Origin of the sequence: Compostimonas suwonensis (assembly GCF_002797855.1) — a bacterium.
Lineage (GTDB): Bacteria > Actinomycetota > Actinomycetes > Actinomycetales > Microbacteriaceae > Compostimonas > Compostimonas suwonensis.
Genome location: NZ_PGFB01000003.1, coordinates 685,609 through 704,258 on the forward strand (window position 1 = coordinate 685,609; position 18,650 = coordinate 704,258).

Annotated in this window: 5 protein-coding genes; all 5 read left to right on the forward strand. The window is 67.5% G+C overall.

The window, feature by feature from the left end; genetic code table 11:
• The first annotated feature begins 476 nt into the window (after window positions 1-476).
• Entirely contained in the window at window positions 477-2,792 is a 2,316-nt protein-coding gene (locus CLV54_RS10975) for a glycosyltransferase family 2 protein (protein WP_100344979.1), read from the forward strand.
• Window positions 2,789-4,372 carry a chitinase gene (locus tag CLV54_RS10980; RefSeq protein ID WP_100344980.1) on the forward strand — a complete coding sequence of 528 codons (1,584 nt, stop codon included), beginning with the start codon at window positions 2,789-2,791 and terminating at the stop codon, window positions 4,370-4,372. The genes CLV54_RS10975 and CLV54_RS10980 overlap by 4 nt, the downstream gene beginning before the upstream one ends.
• Before the next feature lie 480 nt (window positions 4,373-4,852).
• A complete protein-coding gene (locus CLV54_RS10985; RefSeq protein ID WP_100344981.1) occupies window positions 4,853-11,092 on the forward strand; it encodes a ThuA domain-containing protein in 6,240 nt (2,079 codons plus the stop codon).
• Window positions 11,093-11,188: 96 nt separating this feature from the next.
• Window positions 11,189-11,788: a hypothetical protein gene (locus CLV54_RS17525; protein ID WP_157802929.1), complete on the forward strand. Its 600-nt coding sequence runs from the start codon at window positions 11,189-11,191 to the stop codon at window positions 11,786-11,788.
• 488 nt (window positions 11,789-12,276) lie between these two features.
• Window positions 12,277-18,609, forward strand: a complete 6,333-nt coding sequence (locus CLV54_RS10995; protein ID WP_245861594.1) for a ThuA domain-containing protein — start codon at window positions 12,277-12,279, stop codon at window positions 18,607-18,609.
• Window positions 18,610-18,650: the final 41 nt, after the last annotated feature.

Sequence of the window (18,650 nt, forward strand, 5' to 3'; positions counted from 1 at the left end):
ACCGCTGCCTTTGCGAACGGTTGGCCGTGGAAAGGCCAAGGATTTCCGCAGTTTTCTCTGAAGGAATCCGCTGATCAGGTGCACTTTGTGAGCGGAAGGGAGATGATCGAGGTGCGTTCGTGCTAGTAAATGCCCTGGTCATAAGGGATTTTGGGCGAGCGGAGAGGCGCTCGCTGAGTGCTCCGACAGGCCCGGAAAGGGCCGGATCCCTCCTCGGAAAGTTCCGGTGAGAGCGGAGTAATGTCTCGAAAACAGGCAGCGACGGCCCCCCAGAACGACGGATGCCGGCGCAGCCCGAGCGAATACGAACACCCGAACACAACCCGAACACAACCCGAACCCGATCACCCGAGTCGGGGCGGGCACCCACCGGCGCCGGCCCGGGCATCCTCGATGCCGTGATGCGCGCGGCGAGCGATCGATGCCCGCCGCACGCTCGATCTCCCGCCGCATTCGTCGTCCTACCCGAGGAAACAATGTCAACGAAGTCCCTAGCTTCGACCGCCCGCAAGCGCCAGTGGGGCGCCGAGCGACGCACCGAGCCCCTGTCCACTGTTCACGCCAGGCCGAGCGACGCCACGATCACCTGGGGCCGTCTCGCGATCGTCATCACGGTCGTCGCCTGGGTCACCTACGTGGTGTCGACGATCCTGCGGCAGTTCCTGAACAACGGAACCGAGAGCTTCCGGTTCACGACCGAGGCGGTCTCCTACCTCGTCGTCGTCACCTTCCTCACCTTCTCCGCCCTGATGTACCTCGTCGCGAGGCAGGGCGCACTGCAGCGCTTCCGTGCCCACGTGCGGGTGCCGCGTGCAGAGCTCGACAGCCACTTCGGCGAGCACCACGAAGACATGACCGTGCTCGTCCCCTCGTACAGCGAGGAGCCCTCGGTCGTGCGCAAGACCCTCTGGTCGGCCGCGCTGCAGGAGTACCCCTCCCTGCGCGTCGTGCTGCTGCTCGACGACCCGCCCTACCCGACAGACCCCGCCGTCGCCCGGCAGCTCGAGGTCTCCCGCGCGATCACCGAGCAGATCGCCGAGCAGCTGCGTGAGCCGCGAACCCGCTTCGCCGACGAGCTCATGCTCTGCGAGCACGAGGCCCAGATCGGCTCGGAGGTCACCGACGAGGCAGTGCGCAGGCTCGCCGCCAACTACACCTGGGCGGCGGCCTGGCTGCGCGAGATGGCCGCAGCCGAGGAGAACACCGACCACGTCGACGTCTTCTTCATCGAGCAGGTGCTCGGCGGCCTCGCCGACGATCTGATGGTGACCGCCATCGCCCTCGAGGCGGCCGCCGAGGAGCGCGGTGCGCCGTCGATGCGCCGTATGCTCGAGCTGCACCGCCGGCTCGTCTGGATCTTCTCCGCAGAGCTCGAGACCTTCGAGCGCAAGCGTTTCGCCTCGCTGAGCCACGAAGCCAACAAGGCCATGAACCTCAACGCCTACATCGGCCTGATGGGCGGCAGCTTCAGCCGAGAGGAGAGCCCCGACGGCATGATCCTGCGCCGGGTGGCAGACACCGAGAAGGCCGACCTCGTCGTGCCGGATGCCGGGTACCTGCTCACCCTCGACGCCGATTCCCTGCTCCTGCGCGACTACTGCCTGCGGCTCGTCTACTTCCTCGAGCAGCCCCGCAACGAGCGCGTCGCGGTCACGCAGACGCCGTACTCCTCGTTCCGCGGCGCCCCCACCCGCATCGAGCGCCTCGCAGGAGCGACCACCGACATCCAGCACATCCTGCACCAGGGCATGACCTACTACGGCGCGACGTTCTGGGTCGGCGCGAACGCCGTCATCCGCAAGATCGCGCTCGACGACATCGTCGAGGTGGAGATGGTGGGCGGCTTCGAGGTGCGTCGTTACGTGCAGGACCGCACGGTCATCGAAGACACCGAGTCGAGCATCGACCTCGGCCTGCACGGGTGGACGCTCGTCAACTACCCGGAGCGCCTGAGCTACAGCGCGACGCCGCCCGACTTCGGCTCGCTCATCGTGCAGCGCCGGCGCTGGGCGAACGGCGGCCTGCTCATCCTGCCCAAGTTCTGGCGGCAGCTGCGGGCCCGCAAGAAGGCGGGCAACCCGGTGGGGCTCAACGAGCTGCTCCTGCGGGTGAACTACATGGCCTCGATCGCCTGGGCGAGCTTCGGCCTCGTCTTCCTTCTCGTCTACCCCTACGACAGCCGGCTGCTGAGCCCCGTCGTGCTCTTCGCGGCACTGCCGTACTTCATCGCGATGGGCAGCGATCTGCGCTACAGCGGGTACAAGTTCACCGACATCTTCCGCATCTACGGGTTCAACCTGATCCTCCTGCCGGTGAACCTCGCGGGTGTGTTCAAATCGATCGAGCAGGCCATCACGAGCAAGAAGATCCCCTTCGCCCGCACGCCGAAGGTCAGGAACCGCACCGCTGCGCCCCTGCTCTACGTGCTCGCCCCCTACCTGATCGTCGCGTTCTCGGCGTTCACCTTCTGGCGCGACTACAACGCGCAGAACTGGGGCAACGCGGCCTTCGCCGCCTTCAACGCGACGTTCGCCACCTGGGCGATCCTCGCCAACATCGGCGTCTGGAACTCGCTCATCGACATCTGGCTCGGTCTCACCAAGTGGCTGTACGTCGACCGCACATCTCCGGTCGCCGCACCGACCCCCCTGGCCGTGCCGATGACCCAGTCGGTCGACTGGCGCGCCGTGCTCTATCACGGGCACACCACGAGAGCGGATGACGGGGCCGGCGTGACCCCGTCGGTGCTCCGTGCCTCCGAGCTCGCCGAGTCGGGGAGCCGTGCAGCATGACCGCGCCCGGAACTCAGACGACCCGTACCGGTCTCCACGGCGGAAAGCGGCTCTCGCCACTGCGCGTGATGCTCGCCTTCGTGATCATCCTGGCCGTCGCGGCGGGCGCCTTCCTCGGCTTCCACGCCTTCGACTCCGCGAAGGCGGAGTCGGCGAGCCCGTGGTTCGCGGGCTACGTCGACGTCACGGCGACGCCGAGCTATCCCTTCGAGACGCCGGCGTCGACGGCCGGACGCGACGTCGTGCTCTCCTTCGTCGTCGCATCCGACGACGACCCGTGCGCGCCGAGCTGGGGCGACGCCTACAGCCTCGACGACGCCTCGCACGAGCTCGACCTGGATCGCAAGCTCGCCCGTCTGCGCCAGGGCGGCGGCGACGCGATCGTCTCGTTCGGCGGCCAGCGGAACGACGAGCTGTCGACCGCGTGCGCCGACCCCGCCGCGCTCCTCGCGGCGTACACCTCGGTCGTCGACCGCTATCAGCTGACGACGATCGACCTCGACGTCGAGGGGGCGAGCCTCAGCGACGCTGCGGCCGGCCTGCGCCGAGCCGAGGCCGTGAGCGCCCTGCAGTCGTCGAAGCGCAAGGCCGGCGGCGACCTCGCCGTCTGGCTCACCCTTCCCGTCGCGCCGAGCGGCATGACGAAGGATGCGACGGACGCGATCGCCCAGATGCTCACCGCGGGCGTCGACCTCGCCGGAGTGAACGTCATGACGATGGACTACGGCTCGAGCCTCGACGGGAAGACGATGGCCCAGGGCTCGATCGACGCCCTGAACGCGACGCACCGCCAGCTCGCGAAGCTGTACTCGAACGCCGACATCTCCCTGAGCGACCAGACCATCTGGTCGAAGATGGGCGCGACGCCCATGGTGGGCCAGAACGACGTGCGCAACGAGGTCTTCGGCATCGCCGACGCCCAGAAGCTCAGCGCCTTCGCGCAGGACAAGAAGCTCGGCAGGATGTCGCTGTGGTCGCTCAATCGCGATGCGACGTGCGGGCCCAACTACGTCGACCTCACCCATGTCTCCGACGCCTGCAGCGGCATCGATCAGGGCGACGCCTCGTTCGCGGGCATCCTCTCGACCGGGTTCGCCGGGCGGCCGCACCTCTCCGCCCCGGCGGTCACGACCTCCGAGGCGGTCGAGCCGATCGTCGACGATCCCGCGACGAGCCCCTATCCGATCTGGGCGAAGACCTCGGCCTACCTCGAGGGCACGAAGATCGTCTGGCACGGCAACGTGTACAGCGCCAAGTGGTGGACCCGCGGCGATCTGCCCGACAACCCGGTGCTCAACGAGTGGGAGACGCCGTGGACGCTCATCGGCCCGGTGCTGCCGGGGGAGAAGCCCTATGCTCCGCCGACCCTGCCCGCGGGAACCTATCCGGACTGGAGCGGGACCGTGCAGTACGACACCGGCGACCGGGTGCTGTTCGAGGGCACCCCGTACGAGTCGAAGTGGTGGAACCAGGGGGCGAGCCCGGATGCCGCGTCATCCGACCCCGACGGCTCGCCCTGGGTGCAGCTGACGGCGGACGAGGTCGCCGCCGTTCTGAAGGGCGCGACCGCCGCCGGCTGATCCGTCGCGAGACGGGCACGTTTGTGCTGCGTGTGGCTTTTCGGCTTTCGCGGAACGTCATATTCCACAAAGGGATGGCGAGCGACTAGTATCTCTGATTGATCAACTTATCAATGGTCGGACTTATATGTGCGGTTTACCCGTATAGGTGCCGAGATTCTGGTGATCCCGCTGGGAGTTGTCCGAGCGCTTGCCGTTTAGATGAGCATCGGTGAACGACTTCTGTTATTTGGCTTGACTTACAACAAATAGCGACCTTAGGATCGAGCCCATGAGTCCGGTCACCGGTGACCCTTCTGCCGCACCCACGGTACGGGTCGACGAGACCAGACGAGTACTCCCTTCGTCCCGTCGATTCTCAGAGCACTCCGCATCGACGAGGCGTGAACCGTAACCGAGGAGAACACCACGTTGAACAGAGTCGTCCAACCCAGGCGATCGTGGCGGTCACGTACCGTTGCGACGATCGCAGCCATAGGCATGGTGGCCACAGGCCTCCTGGCCTCTGCGACGCCGGCGAACGCGCAAGCGGCGCCGGCTGTCGTCCCCCTGGCCGAACCAGTACCGGCTTCCGACTTCAAGGCCCTCGTCTTCTCGAAGACGGCGGGCTTCCGTCACGGCTCGATTCCCGCCGGCATCTCCGCGATCCAGCAGCTGGGCGAGGAGAACAACTTCGAGGTCGACGTGACCGAGGACGCGACCGCGTTCACCGCGGAGAACCTCAAGGACTACGCCGTCGTGATCTGGCTGTCGACCACGGGTGACGTGCTCAACGCCGAGCAGCAGACGGCGTTCGAGGAGTACATCCAGAACGGCGGAGGCTACGCGGGCGTTCACGCGGCATCCGACACCGAGTACGACTGGCCCTGGTACGGAGAGCTCGTCGGCGCCTACTTCTCCGGCCACCCGGCCGAGCAGAACGCCGTCGTCAAGGTCGAAGACCACGCGCACCCCTCCACCGCGCACCTGCCCGAGGAGTGGGACCGCTTCGACGAGTGGTACAACTTCCGCACGAACCCGCGTACGAACGTGCACGTTCTCGCCGCGCTCGACGAGAAGTCGTACACGGGCGGAACGATGGGCGTCGACCACCCGACCGCCTGGTGCCAGAACTACGACGGCGGCACCTCGTGGTACACCGGTGGCGGCCACACGGACGCCTCGTACGCCGACCCCGCGTTCCTCGAGCACCTGCTCGGCGGCATCCAGACCGCTGCGGGCGCCGTGAGCGGCGACTGCAACGCGACGCAGAGCGGCAGTTACGAACTCGTTCCGCTCGACACGGAGACCGGCAACCCGATGGCGATGGACATCGCGCCCGACGGCTCGGTCTTCTACGCCGAGCGCAACGGCCGTGTGCAGCGCATCGACCCGGTCAGCCTCGACCGCAACACCGCGCTCACCCTCAACGTGACGACGGGCAACGAGGACGGCCTTCTGGGCATCGCGCTCGACCCCGACTTCGCGACCAACGGCTGGGTCTACGTCTACTGGGCGCCGAACACGGTGACCCCGCAGGACGGACCCCACAACCGGGTCTCGCGCTACACCTACAACACCGGGACCAAGACCTTCGACCCGGCGAGCGAGAAGGTCGTGCTCAAGGTCACGACCCAGCGCAACACCTGCTGCCACGCGGGTGGAGACATGCTCTTCGACAACGACGACAACCTCGTTCTCGCCCTCGGCGACAACTCGAACCCCTTCGAGTCGGACGGCTACGCGCCGATCGACGAGCGCGCCGGACGTCAGGACTACGACTCGCAGCGCAGCTCGGCCAACACGAACGACCTGCGCGGCAAGGTTCTGAAGATCCACCCCGAGGATGACGGCACGTACACCATCCCCGAGGGCAACCTCTTCGACGAGGCCGACGACACCGCCGACAAGACTCGACCCGAGATCTTCGCGATGGGCTTCCGCAATCCGTTCCGTATCGGTCTCGACCCTTACACGAACAACATCCTCGTCGCCGACTACGGTCCCGACGCCGGCTCCGCCAACCCCAACCGGGGCCCGGGTGGAACCGTGGAGTGGAACATCCTCGACGAGCCCGGCAACTACGGCTGGCCGCTCTGCGTGGGCATCAAGTGCTACAAGGACTTCAACTTCGAGACCCAGGTCTCGGGCGCGGAGTTCAACCCGGCGGCGCCGGTCAACAACAGCCCGAACAACACGGGTCTGACCAACCTCCCGCCGGTCATCGTGCCGGAGTGGTGGACGGAGAACGGCACCACGGCTCTCTACCCGGAGATCGGCAACAGCGGCGCGCCCATGGGCGGCCCGGTGTATCAGTACGACCCCGACCTCGACTCGGACACGAAGTGGCCCGAGTACTGGGACGGCAAGGCGATCTTCGCCGAGTGGAACTCGGGACGCATGTTCTCGTTCCAGCTCAACGAGGACGGCCCCGCGGATGAGCGCCACAGCAAGATCCAGGACATCAACCGCATCCTGCCCGACATCTTCGACCCGTCGAAGGGCTTCAACAAGTCGATGGACTTCGAGTTCGGCCCGGATGGCGCGCTCTACGTGATCGACTGGGGCTCGGACTTCGGCGGCAACACCGCGAACTCCGGCATCTATCGTGTCGACTACGTGCAGGCGAACCCGTCCCCGATCGCGCGCGCCTCGGCGAACGTGACCGACGGCCCGGGCCCCTCGCTCGAGGTGCAGTTCAGCTCGGAGGGCACCCGTCACCCGGTCGGCGTGCCGTACACGATCGAATGGGACTTCGGAGACGGAACCCCCCGCTCGACCGAGCAGGACCCGATCCACACCTACACGCAGAACGGTGTCTACACCGCGAAGCTGACGGCGACGGATGAAGACGGCAAGACGGCCATCGCGAACGTGCAGATCGTCGTGGGCAACGCCCTGCCGACGGTGAGCATCGAGTTCCCGGAGAACGGAGGCTTCTTCACCTGGGGCGACGACGTCGCCTACAAGGTGACGGTCACCGACCCCGACTCGAACACGCCGATCGACTGCGAGAAGGTCACGCTGGTTCCCGCACTCGGACACGACTCGCACAACCACGACTTCAACGAGGTCCACGGTTGTGAGGGAAGCTTCCCGACGGCGCGCGACGCCGGTCACGGCCTCGAGGCGAACCTGTTCTGGGTCGTCAACGCGAGCTATCAGGACGACGGCGGCCAGGTGGGCGTTCCGCTCACCGGCTACGGCACGAACGTGCTCAACGCGACCCACATGGAGGCCGAGTACTTCGACCAGACCGGTCGGGTGAACGGCACGGGCGGTGACGCCGACGGCGTTCGCACCGAGGGCACTGGCGACAGCGCCGGCGGCGGACGCAACCTGAGCAACGTCGAGGGCGGCGACTGGTGGTCGTACACCCCCGTCAACCTCAAGGGCATGGAGGGCGTCACCATGCGCCTGGCCAAGGGAACGGCCGGCGGCGGCAACATCGCCGTGCGCTGGGGCGACCCGGTGAACGGCCAGCTGCTCGGCAACCTCGCGTTCACGCCCACGAATCGCAACGGCACGCCCAACTGGCAGGAGTACTCGGACTTCACCCTGAACTTCGACCAGGCGACGCTGCCCACGGGAACCGGCGAGATCTACTTCATCCTCACGCAGGGTGGAGTGAACGTGAACTACATGAACTGGATCGGTGAAGGCGTCGACTCCAACTCGCCGCCGACCGTCGAGCTCGCCGCGACCCCGAAGGTGGGCTCCGCCCCCCTCGTGGTCAACGCGACCGCGACGGCCGCCGACCCCGAGGGCACTGCTGTCACCTACCGCTGGGATCAGGGCACGGGCGACGGCTTCGTCAACGGCACCGCTACTCAGCAGTTCACGTACGACACGCCGGGCAACTACGCGCTCAAGGTCCGTGCGGTCGACGCAGAGGGTGCGTACACCGAGAAGCAGGTGACCATCGCGGTCGCCACTCCCGGCAGCACGATGTGCCTCACCGGCCGTTCCGACGGCTTCGACGGCACGACCCTCGACACGGGTCGCTGGAACCGTATCGTCCGCCCCAACCAGGACGCCCGAGTCGAGAACGGTCACCTCGTGATCCCGGCCTCGAAGACGGACATCTACGGCGGTGGCGGCACGGTGCCGAACATCGTCCTGCAGGATCTGCCGAGCGGTGCCTGGCAGGCGACCACCAAGGTCACCTTGGAGGCTCGCACCCAGTACCAGCAGGCCGGTCTGATCGTCTACGGCGATGACAACAACTACGCCAAGGTCGCTCTGCAGGGTCGTGGAACCGGTGAGGATGCCGCACAGCGCGTCATCCAGTGGATCCGCGAGGTCGATGGCACGCCGAACGAGGGAGCGCAGTCGAACTCGCCCGCACTGGGCAACGACTTCCCCGACACGTTCTACGTGCGCCTCACGAGTGATGGCACCAACCTGAACGCCTCGTACTCGGCCGACGGAGAGAGCTTCACCGTCATGCCGGAGACGAAGCCGCTGGCTGGCATCGTCAACCCGAGGATCGGTCTCCTGGCCTACGCGAACGACGGCTCACCGGCCGACGTGATCGAGGCGCACTTCGACTGGTTCTCGATCACTCCGGATGACACGGCCGTGGCCGAGACGCCGAATGACGAGTTCGACGGCACCTCGCTCAACAGCTGCCGCTGGGCAGTCGTGAACGAGCAGCCCGCCGGCTACCGCGTCGCGGATGGCGGTCTCCAGATCGACACCACTCCGAACGACATCTACGGTGGCGACACCGGCGTGCCGAACTTCATCGTTCAGGCTCAGCCGGAGGGCGACGAGTGGGTCATCGAGACGAAGGTCGACGCGTCGGCGTTCGATCGCCAGTACCAGCAGGGTGGCCTCATCCTGTACGGCGACGACGACAACTACGTGAAGATGGACATCCTCTCGACGAACCAGTCCGGTTCGCCGGTCGCCCGCAACGTCGAGCTCCGGAACGAGATCGGCGGCGTGGTGCAGAACCCGCAGCCGAACGGACCGGCGCCCGACAGCGGCATCGTCTGGCTGCGCCTCGCGAAGTCGGGCGACGTCTTCACCGGCTGGTCGAGCGTCGATGGCGAGAACTGGACGCAGATCGCCGAGACGGTGACCAACGCGACACTCGGAGCCGCACGCGTGGGCCTCTACGCGCTCGGCAACGTCAACCAGGGCCAGGTCTCGAACACCGCCGTCTTCGACTACTTCCACGTGGTCGAGGAGGAGGAGCCCGAGCCCGAGCCCGTCGAGGTGAGCGCGACCGTCGCACCCGCTTCGCCCAACGGATCGAACGGCTGGTACACGCAGAACGTGTCCGTCACCGTCGAGACGACGGGTGGCGGCGACAGCACGGTCTACCGCGAGTACAAGCTCGACGGTGCGGCCAACTGGTCGGAGTACACGGGACCGGTCGTGGTCTCCGCGGATGGCGAGCACACGGTGCAGTACCGTGCCTCGGCTCCCGGTGACACGACCGAGGTCGAGTCGGTGTCGTTCAAGATCGACAAGACGGCCCCTCAGGCGAGCGCAGCGCTCAGCCCGCAGCGTGCCGTGACGATCACCTCGACCGACGCGACGAGCGGCCCCGGTTCGGTGCAGTACAAGATCGACGCCGGCGAATGGGTCACCTACAGCGCTCCGTTCACGGTCGACGACACCGAGCAGACGATCACCTACCGTGCAACGGATGCCGCGGGCAACGCGGGCAGCGAGAACACCCTCGGTGTTCCGGCCGTCCCCGTCGACCCTGAGGACCCGGTGCTCACGGTGGACGTCACCCTCACCCCGGCTGACGCCAACGCCAACGGCTGGTACAAGGAGAACGTCACCGTCACCGCAGTCGGAACCTCGACGAGCGGCGACAGCCCGGTCGTCGAGTACTCGACGAACGGCGGCGAGACCTTCCAGCCCGTGGGCAGCGGATACGTCATCTCGGCCGAGGGCACGACCACCGTTCAGGTTCGGGCCACCGAAGGGGAGTTCCACTCCGCGACGGTCTCGAACACGGTCAAGCTCGACAAGACCGTCCCGACGGTGACCGGCTCGGCGTCCGACGCCAGGCTCGTCACGATCGCCGGGACGGATGCCGGCAGCGGGATCGACACGGTCGAGTACGCGCTCAACGATGGAGAGTGGACGGTCTACGCCGCCCCGATCCAGATCGGCGACGAGGCCGCCACGGTGGCGTTCCGCGCGACCGACCTGGCGGGCAACGTGAGCACCGATGGCTCGGTCTCCCTCGAGGCCGTCGAGGAAGAGCCCGAGCCCGAGCCCACCCCGTCTCTCGTGGTCGACGACCAGTCGGTCGAACAGGGCGGTCTCATCACCGTCACGGGCGCCGACCTGGCGCCGAACACCGAGTACGAGGTGTGGCTCGAGTCCGAGCCGATCCTCCTGGCGACGATCGTGACCGACGAGGATGGCGCGTTCAGCGACACCTTCATGGTTCCGCTCGACTTCGCTGTCGGAGAGCACCACATCGTGGTCTACGACGCCGAGGGCGCCGAGGTGGTCCGCAGCGCGACCATCACGGTCACCGCCGCGGAGATCGTCGACCCGACCGATCCCGGTGAGGGCGACGGCAACGGTGAGGGCGACGGCTCCGGCAACGGAGGCAACGTCGGTGCGGGCAACGGCGGCGGCTCGCTGCCGAACACCGGTGCCGACCAGTGGCAGACGATGCTGCCGCTCGCGATGATGCTGCTGATCGGCGGACTGGGAGCTCTCCTGGTCGTGCGCCGCGCACGCAAGCTCGGCGAGCAGGAGTAGCCGTCGCACTGACGCAACACTGAAGTAGTGAACGGGTTCTCCCCGTGGGCCGCCTAGGCTCACGGGGAGAACCTGTCTGATGAAGGGTGCACAACGATGCCAACTCAAACCACACGCCGCAGGGTCGCGGCCGCGATCGTCGGCGCCGTGCTCGTGGTGCTCGGGTTCGCGATGACGCCGTCCGCCGCGCAGGCGCACAGCGGTCCGTACGAGCTCAGGGTGTCGACGGACGGCGCGGGCGGGCTGAACCTCACAGCGCAGTACGTCGAAGACCAGCACGTGGTCGACGCGATCATGGACCCGGTGGCGACCGCCACGGCGACCGACGGCCGCACGGCAGGGCCGGTGCCGCTCATCTCGTCATCCGAGGGGGAGGGCCTCTGGATCACCGAGGAGCCGTTCCTCGACGAAGGGCAGTGGAGCGTGACGGTCACGACGACGACCCCCGAGGCAGCCACGGTGACGGTCGACATGGCCGTGGTTCCGCTCGCCGACGCGCCGGCCACGACGGCCGAGACCCAGTCGACGGCCGAGGCCGACGGCGGGGCTCTGACCGCGTGGCTGTGGGTCATCGTCGCCGTGGTCGCCGTCGCCGTGGTCGCCGCCTGGTTCCTCGTGGGCCGTCGACGCTCGGGCGCGGCATCCGCGCCGGCGAAGCAGAAGACGGATGCCCCGGGCGGGACGAAGTCGAGCTGACCCCGTCTCGCTGAGCCCAGCCGCAACTCCGCGGCCGACGCCCCCGCACGATCGCTCCGGTGATCGTGCGGGGGCGTTCGTCATGTTTGGAACCACATTTCGACAAACGAACAACTTATTCAATTTACGCAAAAGCAAATGGATTCTCACGGGGCCAAGATTTTTATAGGTTGCGTAAAACGACGAAAAATCGCCCGGGGTGAGCAAAAAGTCGGTCAGGGCATATTTCCTGGTAAAACCAGGGAGGATCGGCGCATATCCGACCACCTCGAGGTTTTCCGGGTCGCTGTGAGAGCGATCGTCACGCTCAGTCCGCTTGACTCACAACAAATACCGCTCATACAATGACCACGAGTCCGGTCAGTGTCGACATTCGGAAGTGCGCGTGTGCGAGCAGCTCGATACGACCAGGCGAAGTTGTCCCTGTCCACCACCACACGAGCAGCATCGGCGACTGGCCGAAGCCGCGCATCCGAGGAGATAACACAGTGAAGAGAACTGTCCATCCCGCCCGATCGCTACGGTCTCGTGCCGTAGCGACGGCCGCCGCACTGGCCATGGTCGCCACGGGCGCGCTCGCGACTGCCGCCCCCGCCTTCGCGGCGCCGGCGCCGGCCGCCGCGCCCGTCATCGTTCCCGCCGCCGCCGAAGACCCGGCCGAGTTCAAAGCCCTGGTCTTCTCGAAGACGGCCGGCTTCCGGCACGACTCGATCCCGGCCGGGATCCAGGCGATCCAGACCCTCGGACAGCAGAACGACTTCGACGTCACGGCGACGGAAGACGCCACGGCCTTCACCGAGTCCAACCTCGCCCAGTACGACGTCGTGATCTGGCTCTCGACGACCGGCGACGTGCTCAACGCCGAGCAGCAGGCGGCATTCGAGTCGTACATCGAAGGCGGCGGGGGATACGCGGGCGTTCATGCGGCATCCGACACCGAATACGACTGGCCCTGGTACGGCGACCTCGTCGGTGCCTACTTCGACAGCCACCCGGCGGGCACCCCCAACGCCGACGTGACCGTCGAAGACCACGCGCACCCCTCGACCGCGGGCCTGCCCGACACCTGGAACCGCACCGACGAGTGGTACAACTACCGCGACAACCCCCGCGGCGACGTGCACGTGCTCGCCTCGCTCGACGAGTCGAGCTACGCGGGCGGCAACATGGGCGCAGACCACCCCATCGCCTGGTGCCAGATCTACGAGGGCGGGCGCTCCTGGTACACGGGCGGCGGCCACACCCAGGCCTCGTACACCGAGCCGCTCTTCGTCGAGCACCTGCTCGAGGGCATCCGCACCGCGGCGGGCGTCGTCGACGGCGACTGCGCCGCGACGCAGGACGAGAGCTACGAGCTCGTGCCCATGGACGACGACACCAACAACCCCATGATGCTGGCCGTCGCGCCCTCGGGCGACGTCTTCTACGCCGAGCGCGACGGACGACTGCGCCTCATCGACCACGAGACCAACACGACCACGACCGCCCTCACGCTGTCGGTCTTCACCGCGAACGAAGACGGTCTCGAAGGCATCGTGCTCGACCCCGACTTCGAGACCAACAAGTGGATCTACGCCTACTGGTCGCCACTCGACGTCGGATCGTTCGGGCCGCACAACAAGATCTCGCGGTTCACCTTCAACGAGGCCACGGGAACGATCGACCCCGCGAGCGAGAAGACGATCCTGCGCGTCACCGTGCAGCGCAACACCTGCTGCCACGTCGGCGGCGACATGGTCTTCGACAGCGCGGGCAACCTCGTGCTCGTGACCGGCGACAACACGAACCCCTTCGAGTCGAGCGGCTACAACCCGATCGACGAGCGCCCCGACCGCGTCGACTACGACGCCCAGCGCTCCTCGGCCAACACCAACGACCTGCGCGGCAAGGTGCTGCGCATCACCCCGCAGGATGACGGCACTTACACGATCCCCGAGGGCAACCTGTTCCCCGAGGCCGACGACACCACGAACAAGACGCGCCCCGAGATCTACGCCATGGGCTTCCGCAACCCGTTCCGCATCGGCATCGACCTCGAGACCGACAACCTCATGGTCGCCGACTACGGCCCCGACGCCAACGCGGCGAGCGCGACACGCGGCCCGGACGGCCGGGTCGAGTGGAACCTCATCGAGGAGCCGGGCAACTACGGCTGGCCGTACTGCCATTCGAACACCTGCTACAACGACTTCAACTTCGCGACGAACCAGTCCGGGCCGAAGTTCGACCCGCTGAACATCGTCAACTCCTCGCCCAACAACACGGGCCTGACGAACCTGCCCGACGTCACCTACCCCGACGTCTGGTACGGCTACGGCGCCAACCCCGAGTTCCCGGAGATCGGCGGTGGAGGCGCGCCCATGGGCGGCCCCGTCTACCGATATGACGAGAACCTCGACTCCGAGGTCAAGTGGCCCGAGTACTGGGACGGCAAAGCCCTCTTCGGCGAGTGGAACCAGGGCAAGATGTACTCCTTCCAGCTCGACCAGGAAGAAGCCGGCGAGCTCGTCGACATCAACCGCATCCTGCCGGGCATCTTCGACCCGAGCGCCGGCTTCGCCCGTGCCATGGACTTCGAGTTCGGCCCCGACGGAGCGCTCTACGTGATCGACTGGGGCTCCGGCTTCAGCGGCAACAACGACGACTCCGGCATCTTCAAGGTCAACTACATCCAGGGCGACCCCTCGCCGATCGCCCGTGCGTCCTCCGACGTCACGAACGGCGCGGGTCCGCTCACGGTGCAGTTCAGCTCGGAGGGCACGCGGCATCCCGCCAGCAAGCCCATCTCGCTGCAGTGGACCTTCGGTGACGGCAGCCCGGCGTCGACGGAAGCCGACCCCGTGCACACCTACGCCGTCAACGGCGAGTACGTCGCCCAGCTGACCGTGACGGATGACGACGGCAAGACCGCCTTCGCCAACGTCACGATCGTCGTCGGCAACCAGGAGCCGATCGTCACGATCGACTTCCCCGACAACGGAGGCTTCTTCGAGTGGGGCGACCAGGTGCGGTACGAGGTGAGCGTCGTCGACCCCGACGGCGAGTTCGACTGCTCGAACGTCAGCCTGCACCCCGCTCTCGGCCACGACTCGCACGCACACCCGATGGAGGTGCTCGACGGCTGTGAAGGCGTTATGCAGACGAGCCGGGACGACGGTCACGGCGCCGACGCCAACATCTTCTGGGTCGTCGACGCCCGCTACACCGACGACGGCGGCGCGGCCGGCATCCCCCTGACCGGCTTCGGCCTCGGCATCCTGCAGCCCAAGCGCCTGCAGGCCGAGTTCTTCAGCGAGACCGGCCGGGTCGGCGGAACCGGCGCAGCCGGCGAAGGCGTGCAGATCGAGAACACGACCGACTCGCAGGGCGGCAGCCGCAACATCGGCTTCATCGAGCCCAACGACTGGTGGTCGCACGATCCGGTGAGCCTGCGCAACGTCGACGGGCTGAGCCTCCGGGCCGCGTCCAACAACGGCGCCGGCGGTGTTCTCTCGGTGCGATGGGACTCGCCGACCGGTGACGAGCTCGGACAGATCACCATCCCGAACACGGGCGGCTGGCAGACGTTCAACGACTTCGCCCTCGATCTGCCCGACGACGCTCCCGTGGGAAGCGGCGCGCTGTACTTCGTGCTGCTCTCCGGCGGGATCAACGTCAACTGGATCGACATCGACGGCCGCGGCGCGACCGACAACGAGCGGCCGACGGCCGAGCTCACGCTCGACACGAGCTCCGGCACGACCCCGTTGACGGTCAACGCCTCGGTCGAGGTGGGCGACCCCGACGGTGACGCCTCGGCGATCTCCGTGAGCTGGGATCAGGGAACCGGTGACGGATTCGTCGCGGGCGATGCATCCGAGCAGTTCGTCTACACGGAGCCCGGAACGTACCGTCTGACGGTACGGGCCACGGATGCCGGCGGAGCCTACGTCGACGCCTACGAGACGGTCACCGTGATCGAGCCCGACTCCGGCATGTGCTTCGCCGGCCGGTCGGACGACTTCCTCGGGACGAGCCTCGACGAGGAGCGCTGGACGAGCGTGCTCAACCGCGACCAGAACCTGGCCGTGAGCGACGGACGCCTCGTGCTGCCTGCGACGAAGACCGACATCTACGGCACGAACAACCTGAACCCCGCCAACGTCGTGCTGCAGGACCTGCCCGACGGCGCATGGGAGGCGACCGCCAAGGTCACCCTGCCGGCGCGTGCGGGCTACCAGCAGGCCGGCCTGATCGTCTACGGCAACGACGACAACTACGGCAAGATCGTGCTCCAGGGGCGCAACACCTCGGGCGAGTCGTCGGCCGACCGGGTCTTCCAGTTCATCCGTGAAGAGGGCGGCGTGCCGAACGAGGTCGCGGCGTCGAACTCGCCGGCGCTCGGCGCGGCCTTCCCCGACACGTACTACGTGCGGCTCACGAGTGACGGAACGAACCTCAACGCCTCGTACTCGGCTGATGGGCAGGTCTTCACGGCCATGTCGCAGACGAAGACGATGGCGGGCATCACGAACCCGAGGATCGGCCTCATCTCGGTGGCGGGCTCCGGCTCGATCCCTGCGGTGATCAATGCCGAGTTCGACTGGTTCATGATCACGCCGGACGACACGGCCGGTGCCGCAGGCCCGAACGACGAGTTCGACGGCGAGAGCCTCGACGCGTGCCGTTGGTCGGTGCTCAACGAGAACACGGCCGGTTACCGGGTCGCCGACGGATCGCTGGAGATCGACACGACTCCGACGGATGTCTACGGCACGGCCAACACCCCGGTCGAGAACCTCGTGCTGCAGAACCAGCCGGGAACCGACTGGACGATCGAGACGAAGGTCGACGGCTCGACCTTCGACCGCCAGTACCAGCAGGGCGGCATCATCCTGTACGGCGACCAGGACAACTACGTGAAGATCGACCACATGACGACCAACACGGCGGGCTCCGCCGAGGTTCGTGTGATCGAGCTGCGCAGTGAGATCGGCGCGGTCGTGCAGAACCCCCAGCCGCAGGTCACGGTCACGGGCGACGTCTACTGGCTGCGCCTGACCAAGGCCGGCTCGACGTTCACCGGCTCGTACAGCACCGACGGCGTCAGCTGGACGCCGTTCGCGCAGACGGTCGCGAACCCGGGGCTCGGAGCGGCGAAGGTGGGCCTCTACGCCCTCGGCGCGGCCCAGACCGCGGCGGCGACGGCCTCGTTCGATCACTTCCGGGTGATCACCGATCCGCTCGTCGTGTCGGGAACCCTCGACCCGGCGGCGCCGAACGGCTCGAACGGCTGGTACACGAGCGGCGTCTCGCTCACGATCGACGCCGAGGGAGGCTCCGGTGACGTCTACCGCGAGTACAAGCTCGACGGTGCGGCGAACTGGTCGGAATACACGACGCCCGTCGTCGTGAACACGCCCGGCGAGCACGAGATCGAGTTCCGCGCTTCGGCGTCGGGCGAGACGACCGAGAGCGAGACGGTGTCGTTCAAGATCGACGGCTCGGCCCCGACGGTCGACGCCGAGCTCGTGAGCGACGCGGATGACGCGTCTGTCCGTTCCGTCGAGATCACGGCGTCCGACACCCCGAGCGGTGTCGACACGGTCGAGTACCGCATCGGCTCCGGCGCGTGGACCGAGTACACGGCCCCCGTCTCGGTGACGATCGACGCTCAGACGGTCGCCTACCGGGCGACGGATGCCGCGGGCAACGCCTCTGCGGAGGAGACCCTCGTGGTTCCCGCCGCACCCGAGGAGCCGGAGCCCGTCGTCGAGGTCGAGGTCTCCCTCGACCCTGCGACGCCGAACGGCGCGAGCGGCTGGTACACGAGCCCCGTCACCGTGACGGCGACGGGAACGTCGACCGTCCCGGGCGCGGTCACGGTCGAGGTCTCGACGGATGACGGCGAGAGCTGGAGCCCGCTCGGAGCCTCGCACACCGTGTCGGCTCAGGGCCAGACGAGCCTGCTGGTGCGTGCGAGCGACGTCGACGGCAACCACTCCGCCTCGGAGCCGGTCGTCGTCAGCGTCGACACCGTCGTGCCGACGGCGTCCCACACGGTGACCGACCGCGCTGTGACGCTCACGGCGGCCGACGCCGAACCGAACGCCGGCGCGGCGACGGTGCAGTTCAAGCTCAGCTCGGACGCGGATGACGCGGCCTGGCGGGTCTACTCGGCACCCATCGCTGTGGCCGCGGACGAGAGCGAGACGGTCAGCTACCGTGCGCTCGACGCCGCGGGCAACACGGGCGACGAGCACACCGTGACCGTCGACGCGGAGGAGCCCCCGCTGGTTCCCTCGCTCACGGTCGACGACCTGAGTGTCAAGCCGGGCGAGACCGTGACCGTGACCGGTTCCGGCTTCGAGCCGGGCGCGACGGTCGACGTCTGGTTCGAGTCCGACCCGGTGCTCATCGAGAGCGTCGAGATCGACGAGAACGGCGGCTTCGAGCTCGACATCGTGGTTCCGGCCGGCACCGACCCGGGGGAGCACCACGTCGTGATCCGCTCGGGTGAGACGGTGCTCGTGCAGAGCCAGACGATCGTCGTCACGGCGGCGGACGTCGACCCGGGCCCCGGTGACGGCGATGGCGATGGCGATGGCGACGGTGACGGACCCGGCGCGGGCAACGGCAACGGGAACGGCAGTGGCAACGGTGCCGGAACCGGCAACGGCGGCACGGCCGGATCGGGGTCGGGCAGCGGCTCGCTCTCGAACACCGGTGCCGACCAGTGGCAGACGATGCTGCCTCTCGCCCTGATCCTGCTGCTCGGCGGCGCGGGCGGCCTGCTGGTCACCCGTCGTCTGCGGGCGCAGAGGGCAGAGCAGGGGGAGTAGCCGCGGCACGGAGAGACCCGAGGCACTGAGACGGTGAGGCC

Coding starts and splice junctions, on each gene's coding strand:
- CLV54_RS10975 (WP_100344979.1), top strand. CDS start 477: ATGTCAACGAAGTCCCTAGCTTCGACCGCCCGCAAGCGCCAGTGGGGC.
- CLV54_RS10980 (WP_100344980.1), top strand. CDS start 2,789: ATGACCGCGCCCGGAACTCAGACGACCCGTACCGGTCTCCACGGCGGA.
- CLV54_RS10985 (WP_100344981.1), top strand. CDS start 4,853: ATGGTGGCCACAGGCCTCCTGGCCTCTGCGACGCCGGCGAACGCGCAA.
- CLV54_RS17525 (WP_157802929.1), top strand. CDS start 11,189: ATGCCAACTCAAACCACACGCCGCAGGGTCGCGGCCGCGATCGTCGGC.